This window comes from Endozoicomonas sp. ALB091 (assembly GCF_049310265.1).
Lineage (GTDB): Bacteria > Pseudomonadota > Gammaproteobacteria > Pseudomonadales > Endozoicomonadaceae > Endozoicomonas.
Genome location: NZ_JBLYNQ010000006.1, coordinates 330,254 through 344,558 on the forward strand (window position 1 = coordinate 330,254; position 14,305 = coordinate 344,558).

Below are 14,305 nucleotides of genomic sequence, written 5' to 3' on the forward strand. Positions count from 1 at the left end.
ACTTAACCTTATTTTTTCTGGAGTTTTGCTTTCAACCCACTGGCTATACGGCCATGAATCCCTTCAAACCCACCATTACTCATCACCAGCAAATGGTCACCAGCCGAGGCGGTATCAACCAGATAACGCACAATGGCTTCTGTGGAATCCATAACCGATGACTTTATCGCGCTATCCTGCACTAACTCGGCCAGTGGCCAGTCAAGCCCCTGTGGTTTAAACCAGATAACTTCGGAAGCCTCTGCGGTAGAGGCGATCAATGTCTCCTGATGCACGCCCATTTTCATGGTGTTTGACCGGGGTTCAATGATCACTCGAATATTCGCATTTTCCCCCAGTTTGGCCCTCTGCCCAGCGAGGGTGGTGGCAATCGCCGTTGGGTGATGGGCAAAATCATCATAAATCCTTACTCCCCCAACCTCCTCAACCATTTCCATCCGCCGCTTTACCCCCTGAAAGACAGAAAGCGCCTCACAGGCTGTATCTGGCAAGACACCGACATGGTGAGCGGCAGCAATGGCGGCCAAGGCATTGGCAACATTATGATCACCTTCCTGCTGCCAGTTCACGGTTCCAACCTCAGTGCCTTTATACAAAACCTTAAAGTGGCTGCCATCGCTACTGACCGGTGCAACTTGCCAGTGGCTATGAATGCCACCTAACTCTTCCTGCTCAGACCAGCAGCCCATAGCCATAACGGCTTCTATTTCGGGAGTACCGGCAGGATAAATAATTCGCCCCGTACCCGGAATGGTCCTGACCAGATGGTGGAACTGCCGCTGGATAGCCGCAAGATCATCAAAAATATCCGCATGGTCAAACTCAAGATTATTGATAATCAGGGTTCGTGGCTGGTAGTGAATAAATTTTGAGCGCTTATCAAAGAAAGCGGTGTCGTACTCATCCGCTTCAATCACAAAAAAGGGAGTACCGCCAAGTCTTGCGGAAATCCCGAAATCTTTCGGTATGCCCCCGATCAGAAAGCCCGGAGACATACCGGCATATTCCAGAATCCAGGCCAGCATACTGCTGGTGCTGGTTTTACCATGGGTACCGGCAGCGGCCAATACCCAGCGGTCAGGGGCTATGTACCTGGCAAAAAATTCGGGTCCTGAAACGTAGGGAAGCCCCTTCTCTAACACGTACTCTACAGCGGGAATCCCCCGTTTCATGGCATTGCCAACCACCACAAGATCCGGTGACGGGTTGAGCGCGTCAGCACCATACCCTTGAAATAATGAAATACCCTGTTCTTCCAGTTGTGTACTCATCGGGGGATAAACGTTCTCATCAGAGCCTGACACGTCAAACCCAAGCTCTCTGGCCAGCATGGCCAGACTTCCCATAAAAGTTCCACAAATACCCAGAATGTGTATGTGCATTCCCGATCTCTCCAAAAAAAAGTGCTCCAGGTTTGGGCACAGATCCTAAAGTCCCTGATACCAGAATTTTGACATTGTTTTTGCCCTATGCGCAAAAGGACGTTGACATTGAAAGACCATCAGCCCATAAAATTGATACATAACAGCGCTACCAATAAACTCTTGATCGGGTATCATCTGCAACCAGTCAAGAACACAAAACAACACACAGCAACACCCGGAATTTAACCGATGACATTGAAGCACGCTTTTTACGCACAGTCTGGCGGTGTTACCGCTGTTATCAATGCCAGCGCCTGCGCGGTTATTGAAACAGCTCGTCGTTACCCGGATAAAATCGGTAAAGTCTACGCAGGGCATAATGGCATACTGGGCGCTTTGCGTGAGGAGCTTATCGACACCTCCTACGAGTCCGATGAAACCATCGGCGCATTACTCAGGACGCCGGGCGGTGCCTTTGGTTCCTGTCGTTACAAGCTGAAGTCATTTGAAGAGAGTGAAGCGGAATATCGTCGGTTAATTCAAGTCTTTCAGGCCCATAATATTGGCTACTTTTTCTACAACGGTGGTAATGACTCCATGGATACTGCCTGGAAAGTGTCCCAGCTCAGTGAAAAAATGGGGTACCCGATTACCTGTATCGGAGTCCCCAAAACCATCGATAATGACCTGGCGGTTACCGATAACTGTCCGGGCTTTGGTTCGGCGGCCAAGTACCTTGCCGTATCCACCAAAGAGGCCAGCCACGATATTGCTTCCATGTGCGATACCTCAACCAAGGTCTTTGTCATGGAAGTCATGGGACGACATGCCGGCTGGCTGGCAGCAGCTACCGGCCTTGCTGCCCGCCAGGATGGTGATCCACCGCACATTATCCTGTTCCCTGAGTTGCCGTTGGACAAAGAAAAGTTTCTCAAAAAAGTTCAGGAAACCGTCAATAACGAAGGTTATTGCGTGATCGTTGCCTCAGAGGGAGCCAAATACGAAGATGGCAGCTTTATCTCCGCGTCCACAACCGTAATTGACTCCTTTGGCCACCAGCAACTTGGCGGTGTAGCTCCGGCCCTGTGTAATATGATCAAGCAGGAGCTGGGTTACAAATACCACTATGCTGTCGCCGATTACCTTCAACGTTCAGCCCGCCATATTGCCTCACGTGTTGACGTAGAGCAGGCCTACGCTGTGGGTAAAGCAGCGGTTGAACTGGCCGTAACCGGTCACAATGCCGTAATGCCTGCCATCGTTCGAGAGTCTGACATGCCCTATCGCTGGGCGATCAAAGAGGTAGCACTGGAAAAAGTCGCCAACTTTGAACGTACAATGCCACTGGACTTTATCAATGAAGATGGCTTCAACATTACCCAAACCTGTCGGGGCTACCTTGAACCATTGATTGAAGGCGAGGAGTACCCAGCTTACCTGAACGGCTTACCTCGTTTTGCCAGGTTGAAAAAAGTGTTTGTCGAGAAACAGCTGGATACAGCATTCGACGTGTAATGTTAACTTAAGCGTTCATTGATTAACCCGGATATTTCATAAACTGCCCCGAATCTCGCGTAGGACTTTGTCGCTCTAAGGGATTTTGTGAGGGAGCGCCGTACCGGGGAGTACGGTCGACTGAACAAAACTCCCTTAGAGTGGCAAAGGACAAGCGAGAACGGGGCAGTTTATGAAATATCCGGGTTAAGGTCGGAATAAAACCGAAAGTCATTCCGACCTTCATTCTTCGCTACATACATGGCTTCATCTGCCGCCTTGATCAAACCGTCAGCATCACTGCCATTCTCAGGGTAAAGCGCAATACCAATGCTGGTACCTACTTTTCTTGCAACATCGCCCAGTTCATGGGGTTCCTTCAGTGCCGCAAGAATTTTATTGGCAACCGTTCTGGCATCTTCCGGGTTCCTGACATCGTCCAGAACCACGGCGAACTCATCACCACCGAGCCTGGCAATCAGGTCAACCTTACGAATACAACCCTCCAGACGATTGGCAACACTGGTCAGTAACTGATCCCCTGCATCATGGCCAAGCTGATCATTGATCTGTTTAAAATGATCCAGATCCAGGAACATAACCACTGTCTTATTCTGGTAGCGGTCACTGCGGTCCATTGAGGACTGCAGAAACTCCAGGAATAACGTCCGGTTAGCCAGCCCCGTCAGGCTATCGTACTTGGCCATTTTCACTAGCTGATCTTCCAGCTGTTTGCGCTCAGTTATATCCTGAAAGACAAACACGGCTCCCTGAACCGCGTTCCTGTTATTAACGATGGCCGCAATATTGAATTCCGCCGGAAACCGTCCCCGGCTCACGTTGATTAATTCGGTGGACTGTTTAAGTGTCCCGCCCTGTTCCAGACACTCATGATAAATAGCTGACTTCTGCCATTGCTCCTGAGCTGTTTCACCCGTGGTGTCGTCCAAAAGAAACTGGCTGATATGCTGATCCAGAAAAGCTGCTTCAACGCCGCCTAACAACTCACAGGCTGTCGGATTGATAAAGGTTATCCTGCCCTCTTTATCCACCCCGACAATACCTTCTCCTGCACAGTCCAGCAGCAGCTTGTTCTTCTGACTGATCCATTGCAACTCCCTGGTTACCTGTTCAAGCTCCAGCCGCTGTTCCTCAAGTTGTAAAAATACTTTCACTTTACCCAGAAGAATTTCCGGCACAATCGGTTTAGGCAAATAGTCAACAGCACCCGACTGATAACCCTTGGCTACGTAGCTTTGATCTTTATTAATCGCCGTCACAAAAATGATGGGGATATTGGCCGTTTGCTTGTTACTGTGCAGCAATGTCGCCGTCTCAAAGCCATCCATGCCGGGCATCTGCACGTCCAGAAGAATAACCGCAAAGTGATGGGCCAGAACTTCAGACAGCGCCTTCTCGCCAGAATCCACCTTGTGAATCTCAGCCCCCAGCGGCTTAAGTAACTTATCCATCGCCAGCAGGTTTTCCGGACGGTCATCAACAACCAGAATTTTGACTTTGCTTTTTGTCTCCATACCAGACAATCCCTGTCTTATTCCCAAAAGGTTCCATTGATCCCACTTTCACCACCAAAATAACGTAATCATTTGATTTTGAACCATATATTCTATTCGAATATATGGTTGGCACGATATTTAATCGTTTAAAATCAAAATGTTACCAAGGGGTGGTGAAGGTCGGATTGATTCTGTCAGCCGACTGAATTCACGAGCCCAGCTTCCTGTAAATTCGCAGCTTATTACTGACATCTTCAAGATGCTCACTGATCTGGCTGAACTTCAGGTTCTCTCTGCGCCCGATACAGAGAAATCCCCTCGGGCATAAACTGTCGTGAATCAGAGTTAACGCCCTGTCCTGCAACTGCTCATTGAAATAAATCAGTACATTGCGGCACATCACCAAATGCATTTCGCCAAAAACCCCATCCGTCACCAGATTGTGATTGGCAAAGGTCAGCCGTTCCGATAAACGACTGTTGACCTTGATTGAATCATAGAGGCTGACCAAATAATCACTGAGCTTATGCTTCCCACCGGCAAGGCGGTAATTGTTTTCATAAAGTTCAATATCTTCTGCCGGATAAATCCCCTTTTTGGCCAGATTCAGAGCATCATCATTGAAGTCCGTGGCGTAAATCTGACAACGATCCAGTATCCCTTCCTCTGCCAACAGGATCGCCATAGAGTAGACTTCCTGACCGGATGCACACCCTGCATGCCATATCTTGATAAACGGGTAAGTCTTGAGCACAGGAATGACCTCTTCCCTCAAGACTTTAAACACATCCGGGTCCCGAAACATTTCCGTCACCACAACGGAAATACTTTTCACAAAGCGATAAAATGCCCGTTGATCGTGCAGGAACAAGGGAATCAACTCACTGATATGGTTGATGCCGCTCTGCTCCATGTATTTTCTTACCCGACGGATCATGGATGCTTTGGCATAGTCATGAAAGTCATAGCCATAGTGCTTCTTGACAGCGTCCAGCAGTAAGTCGAGTTCCAGATCCGCTACCGGGCAAGTCTCCATCATCGCAGCAGCCACACCTTCAGCATTGCTGTCAGCTTGTCCATATCCAGCGGTTTGCTCATGTAATCATTGGCGCCTGCCTCAAGGCATTTGGCCTTGTCACCCGCCATGGCCTTGGCGGTCAGGGCGATCACCGGAAGATCTTTGAATTCATTCATTTGCCGAATAGTGGCGGTGGCTTCATAGCCATCCATAATGGGCATCATAATATCCATTAACACCAGTTCAATGCCGTCTTCTTCCTCAAGCTTACTGATCGCATTTTTGCCATTGTCTGCCAGCACAACTTCCAGCCCCATGCCCTGAAGGGCTTTGGAAAGGGCAAAGGTATTTCTCAAGTCATCATCAACCAGCAGGATCTTGTGTCCATCAAGACGCTTCTCTGACCCGGCCACCGGCTCATCGGGCGTATCATCCTCCTGATCCTTATTAACGGTATGCAAGAACAGGCTGACTTCATCCGTGATTCTTTCCAGGGCTCTATCACCTTTCATCACCATGGCATTGGTGAATTCCTGCAGCCGGGAGTGCTCAGTCTTATCGACAGGGTGCGCGGTGTGAATCACCACTGACGGCATATCTGATCCCAATTTGCCTGTCATTTTTTCCAGGAACTCCAACCCTCGTACCTCTTCCAGCTCCAGGTCCATAATCAGGCAATGCCACTGTTGATCAACAAGCCTCTTCTCAGCCTCTTCTGCGGTGCTGGCATACCCTACATGGAGCCCTTTTTGTTCCAGCATGCTGCCTACCAGGGATCTTTGCTCTTCATCCAGATCGAGAATCAGTACATCGTGAATTTCCTGACTAATGGCCTGCCCAAGGGTCAAAAACGCTTGATCAATATCGGTAACCGTCACGGGCTTTCTCAAATAGCCAATAGCGCCAAGACTGGAAACCAACTCCGGATCCCGACCCGAAACAATATGCACCGGAATATGCCTGGTTGACTCATCGCCTTTTAACTGAGCAAGCACCTCCTGCCCATCCATATCCGGCAAGCCTAAATCCAGAATAATGGCCGATGGTTGATGTTGTCGGGCCAGGGCAATTCCCTGCTCTCCTGTTTCTGCATGCATACAGCCAAAGTGATGTTTACCCGCCAGTTGACCAAGAATGGTGACAAAGTGAGGATCATCTTCAATAACCAGCAGCTGGTAATCAAACGATGCCGCAGGCACAGATAACTCCGCCTCCTGGGGCGCATTATTTATTTCTGGCTTTTGAGCAGGAGCCTCTGACGCTCCCATAGACTGGTCAAACACATCGGACACATAGTTTTCTGCCAGTACTTTCTCAGGACCAAGAGAACACACGGGATTAGTCGGCAGGAACAGGGTAAAGGTAGTTCCTTCGCCCTCCTTGCTGTCCAGCTCAATAAAGCCCCCCAGAAGTTCTGCCATCTCTCTGGAGATCGCCAGACCAAGCCCGGTGCCGCCATATTTTCGGCTGGTAGACCCATCGGCCTGCTGGAATGAGCCAAAAATCGATTCCTGCTTCTCTTTGGGAATCCCGATCCCGCTATCTTTAATAGCAAAACCAGTCCAGGTGTCGTCTGAAAAATGGCCAGGGCGGGTTTCATTAAACATCCTTACCTGAACACTGCCTTTCTCGGTAAATTTGAACGCGTTAGAAAGGAAGTTCTTAATAATTTGCATTAGCCGCTGGCTATCAGTGAAAACAGACCGGCTGGTACCGCTCTCTATGCTGATCTGAAATTGCAGGCCACGGCTTTCTGCCAGCGGGTTAAACATGGCTTCAATACTGCCTTTGATCTCATTCAGGGGCGTATCATCAAGGTTGACCGACATTTTTCCCGCTTCAACCTTGGACAGATCAAGAATGTCGTTGATCAGCTCGAGTAACTCTTTACCACCGTTATAGATCACCTGTGCAGACTCCACCTGGTCCTCTGTCAGGTTACCTTCGTCGTTTTCTGCCAGCATCTGGGAAAGGAGCAATAAAGAATTCAGGGGCGTGCGCAGCTCATGGGACATATTGGCAAGAAATTCAGATTTATATTGACTGGCCCGGGCAAGCTCCTCCGCCTTTTCCGCTATCTTTTTACTGGACAGCTCAATATCTTTATTCTTTCTCTCAATCTCTTCTTTCTGGAGCATCAACTGTTCGCTGAGTTCTTCCAGTTCGGCATTGGATTTCTGCAGCTCCTCACTCTGGGCTTTCAGCTCTTCTTCAGACTCTTCCAGAATACCGGCCCGATTTTCCAGCTCTTCATTAACCGAACGCAGCTCTTCTTTTTGTTCCTTTAGTGCTTCTGATTGCTGGGTGGTGGTATCAAGCAGCTGATTAACCCGGGTTCGATACTGGGCAGAGTTAATGGCAATGGCAATACTTTCAACAGAATGTTGCAGAAACAGGCGCTGCTCATCCGTCATTGGACCAAGCCGTGCAAACTCAACGCCCCCTTTCAGATCATTTTCATAGCACAGCGGGACAATGATCAGATGAGTCGGCCCGGCAGAGCCCAGTCCGGACTCAATTTCAAGATAGCCATCGGGTACATCGGCTATCTCCATCGTTTCCCTTTCCAATGCTGCCTGACCAATCAGCCCCTCACCCATGGCAAAAGACTTTGCCTGTTGATTGCGTTTACTCCAGGCATAGGTGCCCATCAACTGCAGCCGGTTGTTATCATCTTTTACAAACATGGCACCGGAATGCATATCCAGATAGCGGGCAATATAAGTCACAATGTTACGACACAGCTCAGCCATTGCCTGCTCACCACGCACACTGTTGTACAGCCCGGCCATACCTTCCTGAAGCCAGTTTTTCCGGGTATTTTCCGCACTGACGGTACGCAACCTTTCGGTCATCTGGGCAAAACTGCGACTGAGTTCGCTGATCTCATTATTACCGTTCAGGACAGTCCCTTCGGCGTAGTCACCTGCGGCGACTCGATTGACCCACCGGGTGATCCGGCGGATGGGCTTCACCAGTTGTCGGGTAACAAACAGAGCAATAACCACCACCAGGGCAAAAGTGATGGCGATAAGCACAAAAAGACGTTTTTGAAAGTCCTGAACTGAGGAAAAAGCATGCCGGTGCGTTACTTCTGAAAGGATGACCATAGGGGTTCCGGCAATATTGATTGGCAGATAAATCCCCAGAACTTCTTCACCATGAATGTAGCTGCGAATATGGTTCAAGCTCGCTTTAGCCGCCCGACCGAACACGTCCTGCTCGTCCAGATTTAAAGCGTCAAGATCTTCTGAAATGGATTCCAGATCATGCTCATGCTGGCCAATAGACTCAAAAGCATGACCATTATCTGCTGAAAATCCTCCGAAATGGTCTTCTTCCTCTCTGTAGCTCCCATCATCCTCAAGATGGCTTAACCACAGGTTAATCAGCGGATTATCATCGCCAAATTTAAGCTGTTCCTGATTTTCAAACCGGGTACCAAAGCGAATTTTACGATCCTTACCGACAAGAAACGACGAGAGACCGACGTCACTGGACTCACCTTTATCAAACATCACCTGAATATTTTTCGGGTGAATCTGCACCGCAATAAAACCCACCGCTTTCTGGAAAGAATCCGCCAGCGGTAATATTAAAAAGATGACTTTCTCATTGCCTATGGGCGGGTAGGCAGCAAGGTCGGCATACTTTGGCTGCTGACCATTCAGGCTGGCTTTAACAGCCTGGGAAAACAACGTATTTTCCAGTTCTGAAGAGAACAGGTTTTTGCCTAAATCACTGTATTCATTCACTGTGAAGAGAATATTGCCTGCCGCATCGCCCAGAATCACATCGGAGTAGTCATAGAATCGCAGGAAATCCACATACTCCATGGAGTACTTTTCATAGATATCCCCGTATTCCCTGGAATTAATAAACTCAGAAACCGGCTGGCTTTTAAAGCCGGGAGCCAGCACCAGTTCGGTAATAAATGCTTCGGAAGATGATGCCATAATGAATAAATTGGTTAACACCGTATCAAAGTATTCATTAATGCGTTGAGTTAACTGAAAATTTACTGATGAAAGCTGATCATAACGATCTTTGATAATGGCTTCTTTTCCGGTCTTGTACTCATTCAGCCCAATAATCACAACAGGCCCAATGGATAAAACAATAAACCAGAGAAAAAGCGTGAGTGCCAGGCCACCCGTCTTTCGCTGACTGTTTTCACTGGGTGATTCTGAACTCATGGCCTGATCTCTGTGCTTTAGCAAAGGATGGAGTCTGGAACTTTTCCATCTCTTAATCATCGTTAAATTGCACAAAAAACTTAGGGTTTGGTGCCATAAGAACCAAAGAAAAATCCATCACAGAGATGACTGCTGCAGGTGGTTATAAATCAAGATGAAGTCACCAGAGGGTATGCTGATGATTTGGAGGAGAGTGTTGTTTTGGACTGGTAAAAACCTTGGCGGGCACTCGCCAGGTCTTTGTAACCGTAGACTTAACCCTGATATTGCCGGATGACTACTGAATCAGCATTCCAAGGGTAACCAGTGAACCCGCCAAAACGCTCAGTGAGCTGGCTAACATCAATACTTCCGGTGTGGTCAGCTTATCGTATTCAGGTTTCATGGTGCACTTCCTTGTACTGCTGGTTCAGTTATAGGGAAAGTATAGTACTGGGAACACGGCCTTTTAACCAGAACTACCACACCATTAACAGATTGATTTCAAATGAATAAATAAAAAATAATGATAATTTTAATTACTATTAAAAATTTAAATTGTTATTTTGATTCCAAAATATGGCTGATACTAGAGCTTTACCCAGTTAACCTATTGAAACCAAAGCGGCTCCTGCTGGTACATCATCATTTCGATAAGTTTGATGTGTACAATCTCCGTTCACCCTGAGCGGAGTCGAAGGGTGATTAGCACAGTCTTTATTCAGGGTATGGTGCTTACGCCCTTCAACCGTGCATCCTGAGCGGGGTCGAAGGACGCTCAGGACGAACAGAGCTCGGGAGCCATTGATAGAAGTTCTCTCAAAGCCGCGTATGGCAATCCCTTCAGACATCAAAGGAAAATACCGCAATCACCCTCCCAGATAGGCCTCCTGGACAGATTTATTCACTAGCAGAGCCTGTCCGAAGTCATGCAGAACAATCTTCCCATTTTCAAGCACATAGCCGCGATCTGCCAGCTTCAGCGCCTGGTTGGCATTTTGCTCAACCAGAAATATCGTCATTCCTTCATCCCTCAGCCTGGCAATAATGTCAAAAATCTGCTGAATCACGATAGGAGCCAGGCCCAGTGATGGTTCATCCAGCAATAATAACCTGGGCTTACTCATCAGTGCCCTTGCTATGGCCAGCATCTGTTGTTCACCTCCGGACATGGTGCCTGCCCGCTGGGTGAGGCGCTCCTCAAGACGTGGAAACAGCTCAAGAACATGGCGATACAGCTGACGATAATCCTGCTCATCAGTGAAAAAGCCACCCATGCTGAGATTTTCTTCCACAGTGAGCCGGGAGAAGACACGCCGACCTTCCGGCACCAGGGCGATACCGGAGCGCATGATATTCGCCGTATCGTCCCGGGTAATGTCCCGCCCACCATAAAAGATCTGTCCACTGCTCGCCCGTGGATCACCACAGAGTGTCATCAGCAGAGAGGTTTTTCCCGCACCATTGGCACCAATTAACGTCACAATTTCACCGGCCCGGATCTCTACACTCACGTCTTCCAGTGCCTGAATCTGGCCATAAAAGGTAGAAACATGCTCAAGGCTTAGCAGTGGTTTATCGTTATTCATCAGGACTCCCCCAGGTAAGCTTTGATCACTTCAGGATGATTGCGCACCGCTTCCGGTGTTCCGGATGCCAGGGGCCTCCCCTGATTAATAACATAGATCCGGTCCGAGATTTCCATTACCAGTTTCATGTCGTGTTCAATAAGCAGCACTGACACACCATGATTTTTCCTGAGATCGGAAATCAACTTATCCAGCTCCCGGGTTTCATTAGGGTTCAGTCCAGCAGCGGGCTCATCCAGCATCAACAGTTGTGGGTCGGTCACCATACAGCGGGCAATTTCCAGTCGTCGCTGCTGACCGTAGGCCAGGTTTCCGGCTTCACGATTGGCAAACTCAGTCAGGCCCACTTTATCCAGCCAGTAAGCGGCCCGCTCCATCGCTTCGGCCTCACTCTTGCGAAACGAAGGTGTTTTAAACAGCCCGGCCAACAACCCTGTGTTTAAATGACGGTGCTGGGCCACCAACAGATTTTCCAGAACCGTCATGGCTTTAAACAACCGCACATTCTGAAAAGTTCGCACCACACCCAAACGGGCGATTTTAAAGCCAGGCAGCTTTTCTACCGCCTGGCCCTGAAAAATAATCTTCCCTCCGGTTGGCTTATAGAAGCCGGTCAGACAATTAAACACTGTCGTTTTCCCGGCACCGTTCGGGCCAATCATGGAGACAATTTCGCCTTTACGAACTTTGAGCGCCATCTGATCCACGGCCAGCAGACCGCCAAAGCGCATACTGAGATCCGATGCTTCCAGCAAACACTGACTCATCTTATAACTCCCTGCAGATTAAACGCTTTCAGCAATGGGCTGACGATTAACAGAAGCATCATCTTTTTTATCCGACGGATGATCTTTCAACGTCAGATGTGGACGTTTCATGGGCATCAATCCTTCCGGACGCCACATCATCATCAACACCATCATCAGGCCAAACATCAGCATCCGGTACTCCTGAAACTCCCGGGCAAACTCGGGCAGTACGGTCATGATAATGGCGGCAAGAATAACGCCCATCTGTGACCCCATGCCTCCCAGGACCACAATCGCAAGGATGATGGCTGACTCAATAAAGGTAAAAGACTCCGGACTGATAAAACCCTGCCGGGCCGCAAAGAAAGTACCGGCAAATCCGGCAAACGCCGCACCGATGGTAAAGGCCGACAGTTTGATGGCTGTTGGATTCAAACCCAGTGAGCGACAGGCAATATCATCTTCCCGAAGTGCTTCCCAGGCCCGGCCAATCGGCATTCTTAACAGGCGATTAATAATGTAGAGCGTTAACAGCACCAGAAGCAGCGCCAGGATATAAAGGAAAATCACTTTATAGCCGCTGCTGTAGTCAATCCCGAAGAACTCGTGAAATGGTACATTGCCGTCTTCTTTGGCTCGCCGGGAAAATTCCAGACCAAACAACGTTGGTTTTGGAATCTGACTGATCCCGTTCGGCCCTCCGGTAATTGAGGTCCAGTTATTCAGCAAAATACGAATAATCTCGCCAAAGCCAAGGGTAACAATGGCCAGGTAGTCTCCACGAAGCCTTAATACCGGAAACCCCAGGATAAAGCCGAAGAATGCCGCCATAACACCGCCAATCAGCAGACAGCTCCAGAAATCGAGACCAAAGTATTGGCTCAACAGCGCATAGCTGTATGCTCCAACGGCATAGAAGCCCACATAACCAAGATCCAGAAGACCTGCCAGACCAACAACCACGTTAAGGCCCAGACCAAGCATGACATAAATAAGCGCCAGCGTTGCCAGGTCCACCGCACCACGGGAAACAAAGAAAGGCCAGACCAGCAGCCCGGCCACGGCAAAACTGATCAGCAGCCGCTTCAGAGGTTTATTGTCATCCAGTGATGGCAGCTGAACCTGCGGTAGTGGGTTGTGTTTTTTGGCTCCCTGCCAGAAAGCAGAGATGGGGTTGCGGAATAACTGAACCAGGAAAACCAGAACAGCACCGGCAAGAATCAGCTGCCACCGTTCACTGGCCGCAAAGTAAACGACCAACTCTGTATTTTCAGTGGATAGCTGAACCCCGAGCATTAACACAGCAAGCAGCAACAGCGCTCCGGTTGCCATAAAAGCGGGAAACCAGCGCAGTGTGGTAGATGACTGACTATTCATACCTTTTCTACCTCCGGCTTGCCGAGAATCCCTGAAGGTCGGAATAACAGAATCAGTACCAGCAAACTAAAGGCGACGACGTCTTTATATTCGCTACTGAAATACCCAGCGGTAAACGCTTCGGTAACACCAAGAATCAGGCCGCCAAGCACAGCTCCCGGAATACTGCCGATGCCACCAAGAACCGCCGCTGTAAACGCTTTCAAACCCGCCAGAAAACCGATATAGGGGTTAATAACGCCGTAGTAGAGCCCCAGTAAAACACCGGCCACTGCCGCCAGTGCCGCACCGATAATAAAGGTCATGGAGATAACCTGGTTGGTATTGATGCCAAGCAGCCGGGTCATGCCCAGGTCTTCTGCACATGCCCGGCATGCACGCCCCATCCTTGATTTGGAAATAAACAGCGTCAGAAGTGTCATGGTGATAAACGTAATAATGAAAATCACCACCTGCATGTACGACAGAGTGACATTAAACGCATCAGCGGGCCCAAACGTCCAGCCACCGGTAATCAGGCTGGGCATTGCGACATCTCTCGAGCCCTGGGCGATACGGACATAGTTCTGCAGAAAAATCGACATACCAATTGCCGAGATCAGGGCAATCAGTCGATTACTGTTTCTTAATGGTCGATAGGCCACACGCTCAACGGCAAAGCCATAAGTACTGGTAATAATAATGCTGATGATAAAGGCGGCGGCCAGCATCAGGGCAATACTGTCAACCCCCATCAAGGCAAGACCGGCCAGCACGGCAAAGGCAACATAGCTGCCGATCATATATATCTCGCCGTGGGCAAAGTTGATCATTCCAATGATGCCATAGACCATCGTGTAACCGATGGCTATCAGGGCATAGGTGCTCCCGACAGTAAGGCCGTTCAGCAATTGCTGGATAAAATAATAGGCTGACTCAGGCATGGTCGAATCCATAAAAAAGGCCCGCATGTTGCAATAACGCTTATGGCGTTCTGCACTCCCTGCAGGCCTTTTACTGCTTTCTCATTGTTAGACTGGTGC

At 49.0% G+C, this 14,305-nt stretch carries 9 protein-coding genes; 1 reads left to right on the forward strand and 8 read right to left on the reverse strand.

Features of this window, described 5'->3' with window-relative positions; all coding sequences use genetic code 11:
• Positions 1-8: 8 nt before the first annotated feature.
• On the reverse strand, positions 9-1,382 hold the full coding sequence (mpl, locus tag ACO6UX_RS08475; protein WP_422446678.1) for a UDP-N-acetylmuramate:L-alanyl-gamma-D-glutamyl-meso-diaminopimelate ligase: 1,374 nt from the start codon (positions 1,380-1,382) through the stop codon (positions 9-11).
• 231 nt (positions 1,383-1,613) lie between these two features.
• Between mpl and ACO6UX_RS08480 the strand changes: the two genes are divergently transcribed.
• Positions 1,614-2,879 carry a 6-phosphofructokinase gene (locus ACO6UX_RS08480; RefSeq protein ID WP_422446680.1) on the forward strand — a complete coding sequence of 422 codons (1,266 nt, stop codon included), beginning with the start codon at positions 1,614-1,616 and terminating at the stop codon, positions 2,877-2,879.
• A 170-nt stretch (positions 2,880-3,049) separates the two neighbouring features.
• Here the strand turns inward: ACO6UX_RS08480 and ACO6UX_RS08485 are convergent, their stop codons facing one another.
• The 7 genes from ACO6UX_RS08485 to livH all read right to left on the reverse strand — a co-directional run bounded on the left by ACO6UX_RS08485 (position 3,050) and on the right by livH (position 14,206).
• Positions 3,050-4,393 carry a diguanylate cyclase domain-containing protein gene (locus tag ACO6UX_RS08485; RefSeq protein ID WP_422446682.1) on the reverse strand — a complete coding sequence of 448 codons (1,344 nt, stop codon included), beginning with the start codon at positions 4,391-4,393 and terminating at the stop codon, positions 3,050-3,052.
• Between the two features lie 190 nt (positions 4,394-4,583).
• The gene (locus ACO6UX_RS08490; protein WP_422446684.1) at positions 4,584-5,414 is read right to left on the reverse strand and encodes a CheR family methyltransferase; all 831 of its coding nucleotides are present in this window, start codon (positions 5,412-5,414) and stop codon (positions 4,584-4,586) included.
• A complete protein-coding gene (locus ACO6UX_RS08495) occupies positions 5,411-9,589 on the reverse strand; it encodes a response regulator (protein WP_422446686.1) in 4,179 nt (1,392 codons plus the stop codon). The genes ACO6UX_RS08490 and ACO6UX_RS08495 overlap by 4 nt, the downstream gene beginning before the upstream one ends.
• An 848-nt stretch (positions 9,590-10,437) precedes the next feature.
• On the reverse strand, positions 10,438-11,139 hold the full coding sequence (locus ACO6UX_RS08500; RefSeq protein WP_422447913.1) for an ABC transporter ATP-binding protein: 702 nt from the start codon (positions 11,137-11,139) through the stop codon (positions 10,438-10,440).
• Positions 11,140-11,156: 17 nt separating this feature from the next.
• Entirely contained in the window at positions 11,157-11,924 is a 768-nt protein-coding gene (gene livG, locus ACO6UX_RS08505) for a high-affinity branched-chain amino acid ABC transporter ATP-binding protein LivG (protein ID WP_422446688.1), read from the reverse strand.
• An 18-nt stretch (positions 11,925-11,942) separates the two neighbouring features.
• Positions 11,943-13,283: a high-affinity branched-chain amino acid ABC transporter permease LivM gene (locus ACO6UX_RS08510; protein WP_422446690.1), complete on the reverse strand. Its 1,341-nt coding sequence runs from the start codon at positions 13,281-13,283 to the stop codon at positions 11,943-11,945.
• Complete coding sequence (livH, locus tag ACO6UX_RS08515; protein ID WP_422446692.1) at positions 13,280-14,206, reverse strand: high-affinity branched-chain amino acid ABC transporter permease LivH; 927 nt, start codon at positions 14,204-14,206, stop codon at positions 13,280-13,282. The genes ACO6UX_RS08510 and livH overlap by 4 nt, the downstream gene beginning before the upstream one ends.
• Positions 14,207-14,305 lie beyond the last annotated feature (99 nt).